Origin of the sequence: Rathayibacter iranicus NCPPB 2253 = VKM Ac-1602 (assembly GCF_003149025.1) — a bacterium.
Lineage (GTDB): Bacteria > Actinomycetota > Actinomycetes > Actinomycetales > Microbacteriaceae > Rathayibacter > Rathayibacter iranicus.
The window spans coordinates 11,811-30,320 of sequence record NZ_QGDV01000004.1 but is presented as its reverse complement, the minus strand read 5'-3'; the positions used below and the strand labels follow the sequence as shown (position 1 = coordinate 30,320).

Sequence of the window (18,510 nt, the reverse complement as noted above, 5' to 3'; positions counted from 1 at the left end):
CCAGGAGAAGCGCATGACCGACCCCGCCGCCCGCCGATCTCGGACAGACAGGCACGCCGCCGCGGCCCATTCCGCGCCGGCCCACTCCGCGCCGGCCCGCACTCCGTCCGCCGCGCATCGTCGGCGTACCGCGCTGCGCAGCGCCGTCGGAATCGCAGGAGTCGTGATCGCCGCGGCCGCGGTCGTCCTCCCGCAGTTGCTCCCGCTGCCGCTTGCATCGCGCGCCGCCGAGGGCGTCGTGATCACCCCCGTCGCCGCGGACGGCTCGCTCGTCTGCGGCGGCGATCTGATCGACGCGAGCGAGCCCGAGCAGCTTCGCGCGTTCGGTGGCTCGGCCTCGACGGTGTGGCCTGAGGGGTCCACGACCGGTTCGACCCGGCTCACAGAGGCCGATGTCGCCTCGCCCGGTACCGGCATCGTCGGTTTCGCCGTGCCCGCGGGAGCAGATCCGGCTCCGGGAGGCGTCCGTGTCCAGTCCATCGCGAACGAGACCGTCTCAGGGCTCTCGGCTCGCGGTTGCGCCGAGCCCTCCGCCGACAGCTGGCTGGTCGCCGGGTCCACCGACGTTGGCCGAACCTCGGTCCTGATCCTGGCGAACCCCAGCGCCGTCGCCGCTACCGTCGACCTCACCCTGTTCGGCGAGAACGGCGCCATCCAGGCCACCGGAGCGAAGGGCATCGTCGTCCCCGCTCGCTCCGTGCGCGAACTCCCGTTGGCGGGACTGGCTCCCGGCATCCTCCAGCCGGTCGTGCACGTGACCTCCCGCGGAGGAGAGGTCGCGGCGAGCATACAGAGCAGCACGATCTCAGGGCTCACTCCCGAGGGCGTCGAAGTGACGGGGCCGACGGCAGGTCCTGGCACAACCGCGGTCATCGCGGGCTTCACCGCGACCGCCCCGCCCACGCAGACCGGGAGCGACGACGGCAGTGGTGGAGCGGGGGTCCCGATCCTGCGCATCCTCGTGCCCGGCGACAGCGACAGTACGGTCTCGGTCGAAGTCTCGAACGAGAACCCGAGCGGCTCGGGCGCCTCGACCCAGGTCGTCGTGCCCGCCGGCCGGGTGGGCGAGGTCCCGATCTCGGGTCTTGCCGACGGCTCGTACCGGATCACGCTCAGCGCCGATCAGCCTATCGTCGCCGCGGCTCGCTCGACGTCCACCGGCAGCGCCGGTACTGATTTCGCCTGGTTCGTTGCAGGCACGGCGACATCGACAGCCTTCGGCGTCGGCAGCGCGGGCGACGTTGATTCGGTCCTGCATCTGGCAAACGGTAGCGACTCGACCGCCGCTGTCGAGATCGCCTCAGCGGGCGAATCGCGCACGCTTGAGCTGGGCCCCTTCGCCGTGCTCTCCACCTCCCTCGGCCGCGACTCGGCCGTCGTCTCGAGCACCCAGCCCGTGCAGGCGTCGGTCTCGGTCGCCCGCGACGGAGGGATTGCCTCCTATGCCGTGGTCCCGCCGGGCCCGCTCTCCTCGCCGATCACGGTCTACTCGCACTAGCGCGCTGAGCGCGTGGTGGTGTCAGAGGCCGCGGAAACGGTCTGGGGAGAGGTCCCAGGGGTCGCGGCCGAGCAGCTCGGCGACGGCACGGAACACGTAACTCTCGATCAGCATCCGCTGGTGCCAGTCGTCGCGGCGGTGCAGCTTGGCGAGGCGTTCGATTGGCACGCGGTACAGGATGATGCGCCGGGCGGCCCGGTCCACGCTCCACCGCGCGATCCCCGCTCCGTCGAGGCTCTTCGGATCGACGTCCGGTGTGGCCGCGACATCCACCCGGATGCCGACGAGATCCTGTGGCCAGGTTCCGCGGAGATAGTCGATGGCCGAGCCGATTGTCGTCTCGAAGAAGTCGGTGCGGGTCTGCAGCGGCGGCAGGAGCGGGCCGGTGATCGGGCCGCGGACGCCCCGCCCGTGCCGATCGCGAGAACCTCCGCGCAGCGGGCCTGCCGGACGGGCGACAGGACGACGGGCGCGGGACATGCGTTCAGCCTATTGCTACTGTGGGCGCGATGACCGGACGGCAGTGCTCGCGGACAGGTTGCCGCGCGGAGGCAGCCGTGACCCTCACCTACGACTACCGCGACTCCCTCGTGGCGGTCGGCCCGCTGAGCCCGACTCCCGATCCCCACGGCTACGATCTCTGCGCGTCGCATGACCGGCGGCTCCTGGTTCCGCAGGGCTGGCGGACCGTCCGCTTCGACGCGCCTGGCAGCGACGCGCCTGGCAGCGACGCGCCTGGCAGCACGGCCTTGGAGGTCTAGGCGCGGTCGCGCTGGGGGAAGCCGGGCGGAGCGCTCGCCAGCACGGGTGCCAAGCGCTCGAGGCGCTGGTCAGAGAGCCGCAGAGCGCGCTCCTCGCGTGTGCGGCGCAGCGCGGCGACGGCGACGAGGAAGTCCTCGGCAGAGGCGTCGGGCAACGGGGAGACGAACGCGGCGGCCTCATCGGCCAGAGCGGCCGCGAGGGAGGAGCGCGACGGCTCGGTCATCCCATGCCGCTGGCGGAGGAACTGCGCTAGCCGCCGCGCCAGGGCATCCGGAAGTCGTGCGGCGTCAGCAGTGAGCGCCCACCCTCGCAGCGGCTCGGGGACCTCGACCTGCAACGGCTCCGCCGTCGGCACGCGCTCGAGTTGGCTGTGCGTGCCGGCGAGCACGTCGCCCAGACGGCGGGAGCGCGGCGAGAGCAAGCCGACCACCGCCGCAAGGCCGCCGGCGGTCATCAGAATCTCGAGCACGCCGGTGAGGCCGCGCACGAGAGCGTGCCGGAAGCCGATCGAGCCGCCGTCATCGCGGACGACACGGGCGCCGATGACGAGCTTGCCGAGCGAGCGGCCTCGCGTCCCGGTCTCGACGGCGACCGGCACCAGCACGACCGAGATGACGAGCGCGGTGATCGCGAGTGCCGAGGATGCCGCCTGGTCGAGGCCGTCGTCGCCGGACAGCGCGGCGACGAGCAGGAAGAGGCCGAGGGCAAGGAGCAGCTCGGCGAGGAGGTCGACGATCGCTCCGACCGCGCGCAGGACGAACGACGTGACGGGAACCTCGAGGGCTATTGCCTCGCCGGTCAGCAGATCCGGGGAATCGAAGAGGTCGGTGCGCTGATCGTCCACGGTGCTCCTCCCGAGTGCGCGGTTGCGGCGGCGTGCCGGTGGCTATCCTGTCAGGAGATGGACATCGACGCTCTCTCGACCGCCCGCAAGCCGCAGTGGACGCGGCTCGACGAACTCTCTCGCCAGCGCCGGCTGAGCGGCAGCGAAGCGGATGAGCTGGTGGAGCGCTACCAGGCCGCGTCCGCCGATCTCGCAGCAATCTCCTCCACCGCCGGATCGACCGCGGTCGGTACCCGGTTGGCCGTCTCGCTCTCGCGCGCGCGGGGGAGGCTGACCGGCACCCGGGAGGAGCCGCTCGCGGCCCTCTCGCGCTTCGTCGTCCTCGCGCTCCCCGCGGCCCTGTACCGGCTCCGCTGGCTGACCTTGGCCGTGGCGCTCGGGACCGCACTGGTGGCGACGCTCTACGCGGTCTGGATTCTCGGCGACCCGCGCCTGCTCGCGGCGCTCGGCGACGACGAGCAGCTGCGGCGCTTCGCCCAGGACGACTTCGTCAACTACTACTCCGAGAATCCGGCCGCATCCTTCGCCGGGCAGGTCTGGACGAATAATGCCTGGATCGCGGCGCAGTGCGTGGCCTTCGGGATCGTCGGGGTCTACGTGCCGTACATCCTCCTGCAGAACGCGCAGAACCTCGGCACCTCGATCGCGGTGATGTTTCACGTGGGCGAGGGCGACACGTTCTTCCTCTACATCGCACCGCACGGCCAGCTCGAACTCACCGCCGTCTTCGTCGCGGCGGCAGCGGGACTGCGGATCTTCTGGGCATGGATCGCGCCCGGTCCCCGCACGCGTGGCCAGGCGCTGGCCGAGGACGCGCGGAGCCTGTTCACCGTCGCGATCGGGCTCGTGTTCGTTCTGCTGGTGTCCGGCGTGATTGAAGGCTTCGTGACCCCCGCACCGTGGCCGTGGTGGGTCAAGATCGGGATAGGTTCGCTCGCCCTGCTCGGGTTCCTCCTCTACATGGTTGTCGTTGGCGGCCGGGCTGCTCGAGCCGGCGAGACCGGCGACCTCGGGCGCTTCGAGGCGGGGTCGCGCGGCATCGCCGAGTCCTGAGCCCTCAGAGCCGGCCGGTGGCCTTGAGCGCGAGGTAGCGGTCGGCCAGCGCTGGCGGCAGGCGCTCGGGGCTAGCTAGGACGACATCGCCCCCGAGGCGCCGGACAGCGGCGGACAGGCGTTCGACATCGGCGAGGGAGCGCTCTGCGGCGGCGGCGCTGTACACCGCGGCCCGGTCGCGACGGTCTCCGGCCATCCGCTGCAGCTCCGGATCGAGCGCGCAGGCGACGACGACGGTGTGCACGCGGGTGAGCTGCGGGAGCACCGCGAGCAGCCCCTCCGCCGATCCCACCGAGTCGAGCGCGGTGAGCAGCACGACGAGGGAGCGCTGCGAGACCAGGGCGCGCACCTGCGCGGGAACCGCGGCCCAGTCGGTCTCGACCAGCTGCGGCTGCACGGGGGCCAGCGCGTCGACCACGCGCGTGAGCACCTCCGTGCCCGTCGCGCCGTGCACCCGGGCGCGCCGGGCGCGGTCGAACGCGAGCACGTCTACCCGGTCGCCCGCCGAGGCGGCGAGGGCGGACAGGAGCAGCGAGGCTTCGATGGCCGTGTCCAGCCGCGGCTCGTCGTCGATGCGGGCAGCGGAGGTGCGCCCTGTGTCGAGCACGACGACCACCCGCCGATCACGCTCCGGGCGCCACGTGCGAACGACGGGCTCGCGGCGCCGTGCCGTCGCCCGCCAGTCCAGCGAGCGGACGTCGTCGCCGCGGACGTACTCGCGGAGGCTATCGAACTCGGTGCCCTGCCCGCGGATCATCACGCTGGTGCGCCCCTCGAGCTCGCGCAGGCGCGCGAGACGGGAAGGCAGGTGGCGGCGGGAGCGGAAGGCCGGCAGCACGCGGACCGAGGCGCCGGCGGCGTGCGTTGCCTGCCGTCCGGCCAGGCCCAGCGGGCCGCGGGAGCGGACGGTGACGTGGAGCGCCCGGCGCTCGCCCCGACGGCGCGGCTCCAGGATCGTCGTCACCGCGCGCCGCTCCCCGGGCGGGAGCCGCAGCGTTGAGCGCGTCAGCACGGCACCGGCCGAGGGCTCCCAGGCGTCGCGGAGCACGCCGGTGATCCTCCGCTTGCCGGTGTTCGTAACGAGGAGGACGGCCTCGGCGCGCTCGCCGAGCCGCACCCTGTCGGGGATGTGCCGGTCAAGCGCGACCGCGCGAGCCGAGCCCGCGGCGGCGATGTCGACCGTGATCAGCGCGGCCCACACGAGCAGCCAGAGCCCGAGTACGGCGAAGGCAACCTCGGCCCGGCCACCCAGCAGGACGACCGGCACGAGGCCGATGAGGAGGACGAGGACGCTGCGTCCGGTGAGGTGCACGGCTCAGACCGGGACGCGGACCTGCTGCAGGATCGCGCCCAGGACCGCCTCCGTGCGGACGCCCTCGAGCTCCGCCTCCGGCTCGAGCTGGAGGCGGTGGCGCAGCACCGGCAGGACCATCGCCTGGACGTGGTCCGGGGTGATCGAGCCGTAGCCGTTCAGCCATGCCCAGGCGCGCGCGGCGGCGAGCAAAGCGGTCGATCCGCGGGGACTCGCGCCGAGCTTCACGCTCGGACTCTCGCGAGTGGCGCGGGCCAGGTCGACGATGTAGCCGAGCACGTCTGGGCCGGCGCCCACGCGGCGCACCGATTCCTGGGCAGCGCGCAGGCGCCCGGCGTCGAGCACGGGCCGCACGCCGGCGGCACCGAGGTCGCGCGGGTCGAAGCCCGCAGCGTGGCGCGAGAGCACTTCGACCTCGACGTCGCGCGGGGGGACCTCCAACACCAGCTTGAGCAGGAACCGGTCGAGCTGCGCCTCCGGGAGCACGTAGGTGCCCTCGTACTCGACGGGATTCTGGGTGGCGGCAACGAGGAAGGGGTCGGGAAGGGCGAGGGTGCGCCCGTCGACGCTGACCTGCCGCTCCTCCATCGCCTCCAGCAGCGCTGCCTGCGTCTTGGGCGGCGTGCGGTTGATCTCGTCGGCGAGCAGGAGATTCGTGAACACCGGACCCTCGCGGAAGGCGAAGTCGGAGGTCGATGCGTCGTAGACCAGCGAGCCCGTGATATCGCCAGGCATGAGGTCCGGCGTGAACTGCACCCGCCGCGTGTCGAGCCCGAGCGAGACCGAGAGCGCGCGCACGAGGAGCGTCTTCGCGACTCCGGGAACGCCCTCGAGCAAGACGTGGCCGCCGGCGAGGAGGGCGATGAGGAGCCCCGAGACGGCTCCGTCCTGGCCGACGACGGCCCGGCCGACCTCGGCGCGGACGCGGTCCAGCTCAGCGCGCAGGTCGTCCTCCGGGATCGACGCGTGATGGCGTGCGGAGAGGGTGGGATCGCTCATCGGAGGGGGCCTTCCGGTCGTCGGGTGGGAGCGGGTGAGAGGGCACCGCGGAGCGCGCTCTCGAAGCGGAGGAGTTCGTCAGAGGCGGCGACGAGCGCGCCGTCGTCGGCGGGCTCGTCGTCGATGAGGAGGCGGCGGAGCGCAGCTGGATCGCGCTCGAGACGGGCAGCACTGACGGCGACGATGTCGTCGACTCTCGTCGCCGGGGCAAGGCCCAGGAGCGAGGCGGTGCGATGCAGCGTGCCGATGCGCAGGGCGTCCAGCGCGCGCAGGCGCAGTGCACCGCGGGCGTAGAGCCGGGCGCGGCCGCGGGCAGTCTCGCTGGCATGCACGACGACGGGTAGCGGCTCGATGGCAAGCGGCCCGAAACGGCGACCTCGCCACACGGCGGACGCGATGAAGACCGCGACCAGGAGGAGCAGAGCCGGAGTCACCCAGCCGGGCGCGAGGTCGGACGGGTCCACTGCGGCAGCTGGGGAATCGGCGGCACCGGCGCGGTACCAGACCAGGCGCTCCTCGCCGCCGAGCAGCCCGAGCGCCAGGGCGGCCCGACCCTCCTCGGTGATCGTGCTGTTGCGTAGCAGGTCGGAGTCGCCAATTGCCGTGATGCGGGCGCCTCCCGGACCCTCGGCGCTCACCAGGGCGAACGCGTCGTCGCCCGAGGGGAAGCAACCCACTGCGCCGGAATCGAGGACGCGGTACGTGCTGCCGCCCGAGGGGAGGGTGCCGGCGCGCTCGGCCGCGGGCAGCGCGCAGTCAGCACGGAGGACGCCGGTGTCGGCCGGTGAGCCGGCGAAACGGACTCCCGGCAGCAGCGAGTCGAGCGCGGCAGCCCCGGGCCGGACGAGGAGCACAGAGTCGGACGCACGGGCGAGTCGGCTGTACTGCGCCTCGTCGAGGGGCATATCTGGATCCTCGATGAGCAGCGTCGCACCGGGGCCGAGGGCGGTGAGAGCGGAGTCGAGGTTGTCCGCCCGCACGACGTCCACACCCTGCTGGCGGAGGACCTGGGCGAGGGCGCGGGCCCCGTCTGGTGCAGCGCTGTCGGTATCGAGGTCTGGAGCGGGCACTCGCGCCCCTGTCGCGACGGTCAGCAGTAGTGTGCCGACGGCCACGAGGACGATCAGTACAAGCCAGACGCGTCCCCGGCGAAGTCGTGCACCGAGGCGGGGCGTCGAGACAGTGTCGACGCTCATCGAGCGGCGCCGAGCGGCTCGAAGACGGGCGCCGTCGCGGCCAGCTCGCGATCGAGTGCGGCGACCCGCTCGTACTCCGCGGGGCCGCAGGGGAGTCCGAGGTAACGGACGCGGTCGAAGTCGTCCGCTGTCCGCCGCAGTGTCGAGGCGGAGGCGGGGAAGGCGGCGGAGGCGCGCGACGCCAGGCCGTGCGCCGTGGTACCCGGGGACAGGCGCAGGACCGTCCGCTCATCGAGTGCGCGTACGAGCGCGCGGAACCGCTCAACGAGTGCCTCGTCCCATGCACCGCGCGCGGCCGCCGCGTCCGCGAGCGCACGCAGGGTCGCCGCGGAGCGGGTGTCGTCTGCGGCCAGGACCGCCCCCATGACGGTGCTGCGCCGTGCTGTCCGGGGCCGCCCAGCGATCAGCAGCGCCGCCACGACGAGCGCGACCAGCACGAGAACTCCGATCACGGCGGCGACCGGCACCGATGGTCCGTCGCCCTGCAGAGTCAGGTCGGCGAACCAGTCGCGGATCGCCTGGACCACGCGGTCGAACAGGTTCGGCTCGGCCGCGCGGTACCGGGGATCGGCAAGCTCCTCGAGGAGGAGGCTCCGCGCCTGCTCCGCGTCCGGGTCAAGCGGCACCGCCGACCGGATCACGAGCGCTCCGGCACGGGGAACGGATCAGGGGAGGGACGGCCGGCGGCACGCTCCTCGACGTGCCGCATCAGCACGAGGTCGAAGCCCTCGCGGCGCATCCGCCGGTCGAGATACAGCAGCCCCGTCAGGGCCGACTGCAGAACCGAGCCGACCGCGCCGATGATGAGGCCGACGGCGACCGAGAGGATCGTGACAACGATGGACGTGACGAGCTGGGCATTCGGGTCGGTGGGCGCAATCAGGGCCCCAGCGATCGGGATCAGGAGGCTGAACGGAGTCGCCACGACCTGACCCGCCACCTGGATGATGATCAGCATCAGGGCGAGCGCGCCGAAGGTCCGCCAGAATCCGCCCCGGACGAGCTGCCAGGAGCGGACGACGGCTCGTCGCAGACCCAGCCGCTCGAGCACGATCAGGCTCGGCACGAGGGCGAGCTGCGTGCTCAGCCAGGTTCCCAGGATGAGGGCGGCAATCGCCGCCCCGATCAGCACCAGGACGCCGCCGATGATCGCGCCCGAGCCGCCCCCCTGCGCGCCGAGGACGAACAGCGGCACCGCAAGAGCGGCCGCCAGCACGACGAGGAGCAGGTAGCCCAGCCCCTGCAGCACGGTCCACGCGATCAACGCCCACCAGCGGCCGCGGAGGCGTCCGAGCAGCTGCCGGAGCGTCGCGCGCTCGCCGAGCACGCCGCGCGAGACCTCGAGGACGACGACACCCTGCACGAGCGCGCCGGTCGCGAGCGAGACGGCGAGGGGGATGAGGGCCGCGAGGATGACGATGGCGAGGGAGCCGGCCCCCACGGCGTCGCGGTCGTCCGCCTCCGCCTGGCTGATGCGCCCGACGGCCAGCAGGGCGATCAGCGCATAAATAGCCAGCGCGAGCACCGAACCGAGCCCCTGCACGAGGAGGGCGACTCCGAGGGTGGTCCGGGGGCTCCGGCGAAGCACCTGAAAGGGCGCACCCAGGAGCGTCCCGAAACCCAGCGGGCGCAGCGGCACGAGGCCCGGCCGAGGCGGGGGAGTCCAGCCCGGAGCAGGGGCAAAGTTCTGTCGCAGATCGGCCGACCACGCCCCAGCAGGAGACGCCGGCGACCAGGCAGGTGCCACTGGAGCGGGGGGCCTCGGAGCGGGGGCGGCAGGAGGGTGTCGAGCCGCCTCCTGGGCAGGAGTGTCCGCGTCGTCAGGGCGGCCTGCGGGCGGTGGCCACGGAGCTGCGTCGGTCATCTCTCCCATGCTGTCACAGGCTCGCCGGAGCGGTCCTCTCCCGTCGCTGTCCGTCCTCCGAAGCGGTGTGGGGGCTCCCGGCCCTTCCCCGTCCCGCGTCGGTTAGCCTGAGTCGGTCACCGCGTGCACCCATCAGGGGATGCGATGCGAGAAGGAGCCCGCGCGGTCAGCGCAGGGACGCGACCCGAGACGAGGACGAGGACGATGAGCGCGAGCATCCTGGTGGTCGATGATGACGCCGCCCTCGCTGAGATGATCGGCATCGTCCTGCGCGCAGAGGACTACGACGTGTCCTTCTGCGCCGACGGGACAGGCGCGCTCGAGGCCTTCCGGCGGGCCCGCCCCGACCTCGTCCTGCTGGATCTCATGCTGCCCGGCATCGACGGCATTGAGGTCTGTCGCGCAATCCGAGCGGAGTCCGGCGCCCCGGTCATCATGCTCACCGCCAAGTCGGATACCGCGGACGTGGTGCAGGGCCTCGAGTCAGGCGCCGACGACTACATGGTCAAGCCCTTCGACCCCAAGGAGCTGGTCGCGCGGATCAAAACCCGGCTGCGTCCTGCGTCGGCTGCGGCGAATGCCGTGCTGCAGGTGGGGGATCTGAGCCTGGACGTCGCCGGGCACGAGGTGCGCCGCGGCGACACCCGCATCGGTCTCACTCCGCTCGAGTTCGACCTGCTCCTCGCCCTCGCCTCGAAGCCGCAGCAGGTGTTCACCCGCGAGATGCTGCTCGAGCAGGTCTGGGGCTACCACTACAAGGCCGACACTCGGCTGGTCAACGTGCACGTCCAGCGGTTGCGCGCGAAGGTCGAGAAGGACCCGGATGACCCTCGGATCGTGACGACCGTGCGCGGCGTGGGCTACCGCGCCGGCGCCATCCAACCGAGCTGACTGTGCCCCGATCCTCCATTCCCGCTCTGCGCCGCTGGCCCGGCCGTGTGCTGCGGGTGTGGCGCACGTCGTTGCAGTTTCGCGCGGTCGCGATCACGGTGCTCCTCAGCGGCATCGCCATCGGCTCGACGGGGATCTACCTCTCCTACAGCATCAGCGACAACCTCTTCCAGTCGCGGCTCACGCAGGTCACCGGCGACACCGCGCGCGCTACCCGGGCGGCTCAGGGCTATCTCGACGCGGCGACTGTCTCGACTCGCCAGGACATGGAGGAGGTGATGAGTTCGGTACGGACCGCGGTGCGCGACGCCTCCTCCTCCGCCCTCATCGCTGTCGTCCGCTCGCCGGAACAGGAGGTGTCCTCGCTCGCTCCGCAGGACGTCTACAACCGCGAGCTTCAGAACGGCATCATCAGTACCGCGCTGCGGGAGCGGGTGCAGGCCGGCTCCGATGGTCAGTACTGGCAGTCGGTCACGCTCGACGGCTCCGGGAGGCAGCAGCCCGGCATTCTCGTGGGCTCGACCCTCGATCTGCCGAGTTCGGCAGGGCGCTACGAGCTCTATATCGGCTACTCCCTCGCCGACGCCGAGCGGACCCTCCAGTTCGTGCAGCAGGTGCTCAACATCGCCGGCGTCCTGCTCGTCTTGCTCATCGGTGCAGTCAGCTGGGTGGTCGTGCGGATCATCGTCGCACCGGTGCGGGTCGCCGCCGACACCAGCCAACGACTGGCCGCCGGCGATTTCGACGTGCGCATCCCGGAGCGCGGGCAGGACGTGATCGCGACCCTCGCTCGCTCCTTCAACGGCATGGCCGACAGCCTGCAGGACAGGATCAGCGAGCTAGCCACCCTGAGCCAGGTGCAGCAGCGCTTCGTCTCGGACGTGTCCCACGAGCTGCGGACACCGCTCACCACGATGAAGCTCGCCGGCGACGTCCTCTACGACCAGCGCGAGGGCTTCCCTCCGGTCGCTGAGCGCACCGTCGAGCTCCTGCACGGCCAGATCGGCCGGTTCGAGAGCCTCCTGGCGGACCTGCTCGAGATTTCGCGCCACGACGCCGGTTCGGCCGAACTCGAGCTCGAGCCGGTGAACCTGGTGCGTCTCGTGGGGGACGAAATCGAGGCGATGCGAGGGATCGCCGAGACAAACGGCTCCCGGCTCACTCTTTCGGCACCGGGCGGCTACTTCGATGCCGAGCTTGATCCGCGTCGTATCCGCCGGATCGTGCGCAACCTGCTCGGCAACGCGATCGAGCACGGCGATGGCCGCGAGATTATCGTCACCGTCGACAGCAATGCGAGCGCCGTGGCCCTTGCCGTCCGCGATTACGGTCACGGCATGAACTCCGAGGAGGTGGTCCGCGTGTTCGACCGCTTCTGGCGAGCCGACCCCTCCCGCCGCCGAACCCTGGGCGGCACGGGACTTGGCCTCTCCATCGCGCAGGAGGACACGGCCCTGCATCACGGCTGGCTGCAGGTCTGGTCGACGACCGGTCGCGGCGCGTGCTTCCGCCTCACCCTTCCGCGGCACCGCGGCGAGCGGATCGACTCCTCCCCGCTCGCGTTACCCCCGGTCGACGCAGGGGAGCAGGCCTACAGCGGGCCGATCGTTCTGCCGCCCGTGCAGACGGCGGAGGTCCTCCCGTGAGGCGCGGCGCGCTCCGGGCGGCGGCTGTCGCTGCGCTCCTTGCCCTCGGCCTGGCCGGCTGTGCGGGCATCCCGCGTTCCGGAGACGTCGGAGTCGGACGGCCGGATCCGGCGCCACAAGACCTGCAATACGACTTCCTCCCGTCGGGCCCCGCCGTCGGTGCGTCGCAGCGCGACATCCTCACCGGCTTCATCGACGCCGCGTCGAGTCCGCAGAGCAACTACAAGATCGCCCGCGAGTTCCTCTCCACCGGAGCCGCCTGGACGCCGGGCGAGCACGTGACCGTCGACGAGGGCCAGCGCTCCTCCGCCTCCCTGTCGGCGTCGACACTCTCCCTCACGATCACTCCCGTGGCCGAAGTGGACGCGACAGGGGTTTACGCCGATGTCGCCACCACGGCCGCGCTGACCCTCGACTACGGCTTCGTCCAGGAAAACGGCCAGTGGCGCATCAGTGCACCGCCGAGCGGAGTCGTGATCGATCGCACCACTTTCGAGCAGGTCTTCTCAACCCATGCGCTCTACTTCTTCGACCCGAGTTACCGCTACCTCGTGCCCGACCTGCGCTGGTTCGCCTCCCGCGCCGACAGCTCGACCAGCACGACCATCGTGACGGAACTGCTGCGCGGACCCACGCCCTGGCTGCGCGACTCCGCCGCGGTCGTCTCGGCATTTCCCACGGGGACGGCGCTCGCCGCCGAGACCGTCCCGGTCGAGTCGCAGCGCGCCGTGGTCGATCTGAACCCGGCTGCGCTCGAGGCCGACCAGCGCCAGTGGCGGCTGATGGCGCTCCAGCTCAACCGCAGCCTCGCGAACGTGTCCAACGTGACCGGAGTCGCTCTCTCGGTCGAGCAGAACCCGATCGACGTCTCCGCAGAAGTCAGTGGCCTACCGGTGTCGCCACGGGTCGACACCCGGCCACTGGTGCTGACGGAGGACGGGTTCGGCTTCCTCGGTTCGTCCGGCCTCGCGAAGACCGGCCTGTCGGAGCGGATCCAGGACCTCGATCCACGGGCCGCCGTGCTCGGCGCGCAACGCGGTGCCGACTCGAACGCCTCCGCTGCGGTGCTCTCAGACGCCGGAGTGAGCCTGCTCGATCCCGAGCGCGGCGACGTACTCCTCGACGCACGGTCGGGGCTGATCGCGCCGACGATCGACCCGTCCGGCTATGTCTGGTCGGTGCCCGGCGGCTCGCCCGGACAGCTGGTCGCCTACACGGCCGACGGCTCCCGCTCCATGCAGGTCGCGACTGCGTGGAGTGAAATCGAGTCGCTCGCTTCGATCGCCGTCTCGCGCGACGGCACGCGGATGCTCGCGCTGGCGCAGGATGGGCAGCAGGCGACGGTACTCGTCGCCGGCATCACCCGCTCACGCGACGGCGATCCGGTCGCGGTCGGCGAGCCGGTCGTCCTCCGCTCCCTGCTCGGCACCGCCATCACCGCCGCGTGGGCCGATGAGCTCGACGTGGTTGCGGTCGTTCGCGGATCGACGGGGGAGGACACCGTCACCATGAATCTCCTCGGCGGCGGAGCCACTCCGCTGGGCACCACCACCGGCACCGTGCAGATCGCGGCCGGCAACGCGTCCACCCAGATCCGCCTCCTCGCCGAGGGCGGCGAGCTGCGGCAGCAGCGCGGGTCGGCCTGGCAGACGATCGCGACCGACATCCGCTTGCTCGCGGCGCAGACCGGCATGGGATCCTGAACGCTCCTCCACAGGTCCGTTACACCCTCAAATCGTCCCGGAAGGGTCGTTCCGGGCGCCGCTTGGCTCGCCGCCCCGACAGTGTGGAGGAATGCTGACCGATCACCTCCTCGATGCCCTCGCCGTCCTCCTCCCGCTCGACTGCCCGGCCTGCGGCGCGGCCGTGTCCCGGGTGCCCTGCGCCCCCTGCGCGCGGGAGCTGGCCGAGTCGGCGGCGATGACGCGGCGCTCACTCGGCCCGCCGGATGATCCGCTCGAAGTGGTCACGGGCGCGCCCTACGCGGGAGTGGTCCGCAGGCTCGTCCTCGCGCTCAAAGAGGAGGGTCGTACGGCCGCTGTCCGCCCGCTCGCCAGTGTCCTGCGACCGGCGCTCAGTGCCGCGCTCCACGGGAGTCCCGCGCCGCTGATCGCGCCACCTGGCTCCTACGCGAGCCGTGTGCGCCGCGGCATCGATCCGGTCGCGCTCCTCGTGGCGGGTGCCGGCGGGCGCGTCGAGAGTTCGTTGCGTCGCACGCGCACTCTCCGCGACCAGGTCGGCTTGGGTCGCGTCGAGCGCCGTGGCAACCTCGACGGTGCCTTTCGCGCCCGCCGGTCTCTTGCAGGCGCGCCGGGGGTCGTGCTCGTCGACGACATCGTCACCTCGGGGGCGACCCTGCTCGAACTGCGGCGCGCAGTACGTGCGGCAGGCGCCGCGGTGCGCGGCGCGGTCGCACTAGCTGGTACCCCGCTGCGATCGGAGCCGATATCAGGCGCGTCTCGATGAACACCCGGTGACGATCCGGTGACCGGGGTCTACGGTGGGGTCACGGCGTGAACGGTCCGCCCCGGAGCAAGGCGGCACGCCGTACTCGACTGGGAGGTTGTCATGGACATCGACATCACAGGACGCAACATCGACATCACCGATCGTTTCCGCGCGTACGCGACGGAGAAGTCGGACAAGGTGGCGCATCTCGCCGATCGTGCTCTCGCACTCGAGATCAAGGCGAGTCGCCACGCCGAGGGCAAGGGTGCGAGCGGCGGCGACCGGGTAGAACTCACGCTGATCGGCAAAGGCCCCGTCGTGCGGGCCGAGGCGAGCGGGGCTGACAAGTACGCGGCCTTCGACGTCGCCATCGGGCGCCTCCTCGAACGCGTCCGACGAGCGAAGGACCGGAGGAAAGTCCATCGCGGCCAGCATCGGCCGACGTCACTCCGCGACGCGGCCGCCGACGACTTCAGCGTCGTCGCCATCCAGCCCGCCGATGCCGCGGTGCTGGAGCAGCTCAGCACCGGCGTGGTCCCCGTGCAGGCGTCGGAGCCGGAGCCGGTAGAGGACGAAGTCGATGAGCCGTACTGCCCCGTCGTCATCCGCAAAAAAGTCTTCGCCTCCGTGTCGATGACGGTCGACGACGCCGTCGACTACATGGAACTCGTGGGGCACGACTTCTACCTCTTCATCGACTCCGAGACGGATCGACCGAGCGTCGTCTACCGCCGCAAAGGCTGGGACTACGGAGTGATCGGGCTGGGCGACGAGACCGACGAGCTGGCCGAGCAGACGGCCAGCTGATCGACGAGCACGAGAGGCCCCGGTGCTCCGCATCGGGGCCCTTGCGCGTCTGCGCGCGCCGAGCAGGCCGGGAGTCCGCCCAGGGCGGACACGAGGCTCGGGCCGACCACGGCCGGCCCCGGCTAGGCTGGTCGCGGTCCGCGCTTCGGCGCGCGGCCTCAGTCTTCTACTTATTTGGAGTACCCCGTGGCCTCTGTCCTCGAAAAGGTCCTTCGCGTCGGGGAGGGGCGGGTTATCCGCCGCCTCGAGAACTACGCGAAGGCCGTCAATGCCCTCGAAGAAGATTTCACACACCTGAGCGACGAGGAGCTGAAGAACGAGACCGTCGAGCTGCGCGAGCGCTACTCGAGCGGTGAGTCCCTCGACGACCTGCTGCCGGAGGCGTTCGCCGCCGTGCGCGAGGCCTCCCGTCGCACCCTCGGCCTGCGCCACTTCGACGTTCAGCTCATGGGCGGTGCCGCTCTGCATCTCGGCAATATCGCCGAGATGAAGACCGGCGAGGGCAAGACCCTGGTCGCAACCCTGCCGGCGTACCTCAACGCGATTGCTAGCCGCGGCGTGCATATCGTCACGGTCAATGACTTCCTCGCCTCGTACCAGTCCGAGCTGATGGGCCGCGTCTTCCGTGCTCTGGGGATGAGCACGGGTGTGATCCTCTCGGGTCAGACTCCGGAGCAGCGCCGCGAGCAGTACGCCGCTGACATCACCTATGGCACGAACAACGAGTTCGGCTTCGACTACCTCCGCGACAATATGGCGTGGCAGGCGCCGGACATGGTGCAGCGCGGTCACTTCTACGCGATCGTCGATGAGGTCGACTCGATCCTCATCGACGAGGCCCGCACTCCGCTGATTATCTCCGGCCCGGCGTCAGGCGAGGCCAACCGCTGGTTCGCCGAATTCGCCACTCTCGCCACCCGCCTCATCGACGGTGAAGACTTCGAGGTCGATGAAAAAAAGCGCACCGTCGGCGTCCTCGAGCCCGGAATCGAGAAGGTCGAGGACTACCTCGGCATCGACAACCTCTACGAGTCGGCGAATACCCCGCTCATCTCGTTCCTCAATAACGCCATCAAAGCGCGTGCGCTATTCAAGAAAGACAAGGATTACGTCGTGCTGAACGGCGAGGTCCTAATCGTCGACGAGCACACCGGCCGCATCCTTGCCGGCCGCCGGTACAACGAGGGCATCCATCAGGCGATCGAGGCGAAGGAAGGCGTGCAGGTCAAGGCCGAGAACCAGACCCTCGCAACCGTCACGCTGCAAAACTACTTCCGTCTCTACGGCAAGCTCTCGGGCATGACGGGCACCGCCGAGACTGAGGCTGCCGAGTTTATGTCGACCTATAAGTTGGGCGTCGTGCCGATCCCGACCAACCGCAAAATGCAGCGGATCGACAAGGCCGACCTCGTTTACAAGAATGAGCAGGTCAAGTTCGAGCAGGTCGTCGAGGACATCGCCGAGCGTCACGCCGCCGGGCAGCCGGTCCTCGTCGGCACGACCAGTGTCGAGAAGAGCGAGTACCTCTCGCGCCTGCTGGCCAAGAAGGGTGTGCGCCACGAGGTCCTGAACGCGAAGAACCACGCCCGGGAGGCGGCTATCGTCGCCCAGGCTGGTCGCCTCGGTGCCGTCACGGTCGCGACGAACATGGCCGGTCGTGGCACTGACATCATGCTCGGTGGTAACGCGGAGTTCCTCGCCGTGGCCGAAATGACCGCCAAGGGCCTAAACCCCTCCGAGACTCCGGAAGAGTACGAGGCCGCCTGGGACGACGTCTTCGCGGCCGTCAAGGCGGAGGTCGGCGAGGAGGCCGAAAAGGTGCAGGCCGCGGGCGGGCTGTACGTGCTCGGTACCGAGCGTCACGAGTCGCGCCGGATCGACAACCAGCTGCGCGGTCGCTCCGGCCGACAGGGCGACCCGGGCGAAAGCCGTTTCTACCTCTCGCTCACCGACGACCTCATGCGCCTGTTCAATTCCGGCGCGGCCGAGGCCCTCATGGGACGCGGCAATGTGCCGGACGACATCGCGATCGAGTCGAAGGTCGTCTCGCGTGCCATCCGCAGCGCCCAGTCGCAGGTCGAAGCCCGCAACGCCGAGATTCGCAAGAACGTCCTGAAGTACGACGACGTCCTCAACCGTCAGCGCGAAGCCATCTACTCCGACCGCCGCCACATCCTTGAGGGCGACGATCTGCACGAGCGGACCCAGAAGTTCCTGGTCGACGTGATCGACGAAATCCTCGAGGTGCATACGGGCGACGGCAACGGCGACGACTGGGATTTCGACGCTCTCTGGACCGAGCTCAAAACGCTCTACCCGGTGAGTCTCACCATCGACGAGGTCGTGCAGGAGGCCGGCAGTCGTGGCCGCATCAACAAGGAATTCATGCGCCGCGAGATCCTCTCGGATGCCACCCTCGCCTATCAGCGCCGCGAGGAGCAGCTCGGAGCCCCGGCCATGCGTGAGCTCGAGCGCCGCGTTGTCCTCTCGGTGATCGACCGCCGCTGGCGCGATCACCTCTACGAGATGGACTACCTGAAGGACGGCATCGGCCTGCGCGCCATGGCTCAGCGGGATCCGCTGGTCGAGTACCAGCGCGAGGGGTTCGCCCTGTTCCAGCAGATGATGGGTCAAATTCGCGAGGAAACCGTCGGCTTCCTGTTCAACCTCGAGGTCGAAGTGACTGAGAAGCAGGGCGAGGTCGCCGGAGTCGCTGCCAAGGGCCTCTCCGAGTCGGTCGCGCCGACCGAGAAGCTCAGTTACTCCGCACCGAGCGACTCGGGCGGAGTCGAGGTTCGCAATCAGCGCGGGCAGGTACAGCAGGCGGCCACCGCGAAGGCGCGGGCCGAGGAGGCCCGTCAGGCCCTTCCCGAGGGTGACACTGACGAAGGCCCCACGACGACGGGCGCATTCGGCCAGACGAAGGGCGGCTCCCCAGCCGCGCCGGCCAACCGCGAGGAGCGTCGCGCGCAGGCCAAGCGCCGCTGACACGCCGCCATGACGACGGCCCCGGTCCCGCACCAGCGGGAGCCGGGGCGTCGTCGTCGTTCGCTCATGCATCGCGGCGCATTCCCGGATGACCGTTCGGGGACGTGTGTGCGTCGCTAATGACCGCAAGTAGAGACTCGTTGTTGAGCGCCCGAGCGTTGACTGCTCTTTTCTGCCAGGCGCGGAACCCTGATTTCGACAC

At 70.6% G+C, this 18,510-nt stretch carries 16 protein-coding genes; 9 read left to right on the top strand and 7 right to left on the bottom strand.

All coding sequences use genetic code 11. The features are described from left to right. Positions 1-13 precede the first annotated feature (13 nt). Positions 14-1,498, top strand: a complete 1,485-nt coding sequence (locus B0H03_RS06045) for a DUF5719 family protein (RefSeq protein ID WP_104264915.1) — start codon at positions 14-16, stop codon at positions 1,496-1,498. A 21-nt stretch (positions 1,499-1,519) separates the two neighbouring features. Here B0H03_RS06045 and B0H03_RS06040 read toward each other — a convergent pair whose 3' ends face one another. Continuing rightward, positions 1,520-1,978: a metallopeptidase family protein gene (locus B0H03_RS06040; protein WP_104264914.1), complete on the bottom strand. Its 459-nt coding sequence runs from the start codon at positions 1,976-1,978 to the stop codon at positions 1,520-1,522. Between the two features lie 29 nt (positions 1,979-2,007). Here B0H03_RS06040 and B0H03_RS06035 point away from each other — a divergent pair, with 29 nt between their 5' ends. Next, complete coding sequence (locus B0H03_RS06035; RefSeq protein ID WP_127843947.1) at positions 2,008-2,259, top strand: DUF3499 family protein; 252 nt, start codon at positions 2,008-2,010, stop codon at positions 2,257-2,259. On the opposite strand, the gene B0H03_RS06030 is transcribed toward B0H03_RS06035, so the two are convergent. After that, positions 2,256-3,104, bottom strand: a complete 849-nt coding sequence (locus B0H03_RS06030) for an RDD family protein (protein ID WP_241560424.1) — start codon at positions 3,102-3,104, stop codon at positions 2,256-2,258. The genes B0H03_RS06035 and B0H03_RS06030 overlap by 4 nt on opposite strands. 57 nt (positions 3,105-3,161) lie before the next feature. On the opposite strand from B0H03_RS06030, the gene B0H03_RS06025 reads away from it, so the two are divergent. Next, a complete protein-coding gene (locus tag B0H03_RS06025; RefSeq protein WP_104264912.1) occupies positions 3,162-4,157 on the top strand; it encodes a stage II sporulation protein M in 996 nt (331 codons plus the stop codon). Between the two features lie 4 nt (positions 4,158-4,161). Here B0H03_RS06025 and B0H03_RS06020 read toward each other — a convergent pair whose 3' ends face one another. Genes B0H03_RS06020 through B0H03_RS06000 form a run of 5 tightly spaced genes read right to left on the bottom strand, consistent with a single transcriptional unit; the run spans position 4,162 to position 9,303 of the window. Next, positions 4,162-5,469 carry a DUF58 domain-containing protein gene (locus tag B0H03_RS06020; RefSeq protein ID WP_104264911.1) on the bottom strand — a complete coding sequence of 436 codons (1,308 nt, stop codon included), beginning with the start codon at positions 5,467-5,469 and terminating at the stop codon, positions 4,162-4,164. A 3-nt stretch (positions 5,470-5,472) separates the two neighbouring features. Next, a complete protein-coding gene (locus B0H03_RS06015) occupies positions 5,473-6,468 on the bottom strand; it encodes an AAA family ATPase (RefSeq protein WP_104264910.1) in 996 nt (331 codons plus the stop codon). After that, entirely contained in the window at positions 6,465-7,664 is a 1,200-nt protein-coding gene (locus B0H03_RS06010) for a DUF4350 domain-containing protein (RefSeq protein ID WP_104264909.1), read from the bottom strand. Before B0H03_RS06010 ends, B0H03_RS06015 begins: the two co-directional genes overlap by 4 nt. Continuing rightward, a complete protein-coding gene (locus tag B0H03_RS06005) occupies positions 7,661-8,305 on the bottom strand; it encodes a DUF4129 domain-containing protein (RefSeq protein ID WP_104264908.1) in 645 nt (214 codons plus the stop codon). The genes B0H03_RS06010 and B0H03_RS06005 overlap by 4 nt, the downstream gene beginning before the upstream one ends. Then, positions 8,302-9,303, bottom strand: coding sequence for a DUF7847 domain-containing protein (locus B0H03_RS06000; protein ID WP_104264907.1), 1,002 nt, complete (start codon positions 9,301-9,303; stop codon positions 8,302-8,304). Before B0H03_RS06000 ends, B0H03_RS06005 begins: the two co-directional genes overlap by 4 nt. Positions 9,304-9,732: 429 nt before the next feature. Here B0H03_RS06000 and mtrA point away from each other — a divergent pair, with 429 nt between their 5' ends. The 6 genes from mtrA to secA all read left to right on the top strand — a co-directional run bounded on the left by mtrA (position 9,733) and on the right by secA (position 18,308). Further along, positions 9,733-10,419, top strand: coding sequence for an MtrAB system response regulator MtrA (mtrA, locus tag B0H03_RS05995; protein WP_104264906.1), 687 nt, complete (start codon positions 9,733-9,735; stop codon positions 10,417-10,419). Positions 10,420-10,421: 2 nt separating this feature from the next. After that, positions 10,422-12,065 (top strand): MtrAB system histidine kinase MtrB, encoded by a 1,644-nt coding sequence (gene mtrB / locus B0H03_RS05990; RefSeq protein WP_241560423.1) that lies wholly within the window; start codon positions 10,422-10,424, stop codon positions 12,063-12,065. Further along, on the top strand, positions 12,062-13,768 hold the full coding sequence (locus B0H03_RS05985) for an LpqB family beta-propeller domain-containing protein (protein ID WP_127843945.1): 1,707 nt from the start codon (positions 12,062-12,064) through the stop codon (positions 13,766-13,768). The genes mtrB and B0H03_RS05985 overlap by 4 nt, the downstream gene beginning before the upstream one ends. A gap of 91 nt (positions 13,769-13,859) precedes the next feature. Then, positions 13,860-14,531, top strand: a complete 672-nt coding sequence (locus B0H03_RS05980; RefSeq protein ID WP_104264903.1) for a ComF family protein — start codon at positions 13,860-13,862, stop codon at positions 14,529-14,531. Positions 14,532-14,633: 102 nt separating this feature from the next. Beyond that, on the top strand, positions 14,634-15,320 hold the full coding sequence (hpf, locus tag B0H03_RS05975; protein ID WP_104264902.1) for a ribosome hibernation-promoting factor, HPF/YfiA family: 687 nt from the start codon (positions 14,634-14,636) through the stop codon (positions 15,318-15,320). A 186-nt stretch (positions 15,321-15,506) separates the two neighbouring features. Further along, positions 15,507-18,308: a preprotein translocase subunit SecA gene (gene secA, locus B0H03_RS05970; RefSeq protein WP_104264901.1), complete on the top strand. Its 2,802-nt coding sequence runs from the start codon at positions 15,507-15,509 to the stop codon at positions 18,306-18,308. Positions 18,309-18,510 lie beyond the last annotated feature (202 nt).

Bases quoted from the DNA above. Each gene is read 5' to 3' on its own strand.
- hpf (WP_104264902.1), top strand. From the start codon at position 14,634: ATGGACATCGACATCACAGGACGCAACATCGACATCACCGATCGTTTC.
- B0H03_RS06045 (WP_104264915.1), top strand. From the start codon at position 14: ATGACCGACCCCGCCGCCCGCCGATCTCGGACAGACAGGCACGCCGCC.
- B0H03_RS06035 (WP_127843947.1), top strand. From the start codon at position 2,008: ATGACCGGACGGCAGTGCTCGCGGACAGGTTGCCGCGCGGAGGCAGCC.
- B0H03_RS06040 (WP_104264914.1), bottom strand. From the start codon at position 1,978: ATGTCCCGCGCCCGTCGTCCTGTCGCCCGTCCGGCAGGCCCGCTGCGC.
- B0H03_RS06015 (WP_104264910.1), bottom strand. From the start codon at position 6,468: ATGAGCGATCCCACCCTCTCCGCACGCCATCACGCGTCGATCCCGGAG.
- mtrA (WP_104264906.1), top strand. From the start codon at position 9,733: ATGAGCGCGAGCATCCTGGTGGTCGATGATGACGCCGCCCTCGCTGAG.
- B0H03_RS06010 (WP_104264909.1), bottom strand. From the start codon at position 7,664: ATGAGCGTCGACACTGTCTCGACGCCCCGCCTCGGTGCACGACTTCGC.
- B0H03_RS05980 (WP_104264903.1), top strand. From the start codon at position 13,860: ATGCTGACCGATCACCTCCTCGATGCCCTCGCCGTCCTCCTCCCGCTC.
- B0H03_RS06025 (WP_104264912.1), top strand. From the start codon at position 3,162: ATGGACATCGACGCTCTCTCGACCGCCCGCAAGCCGCAGTGGACGCGG.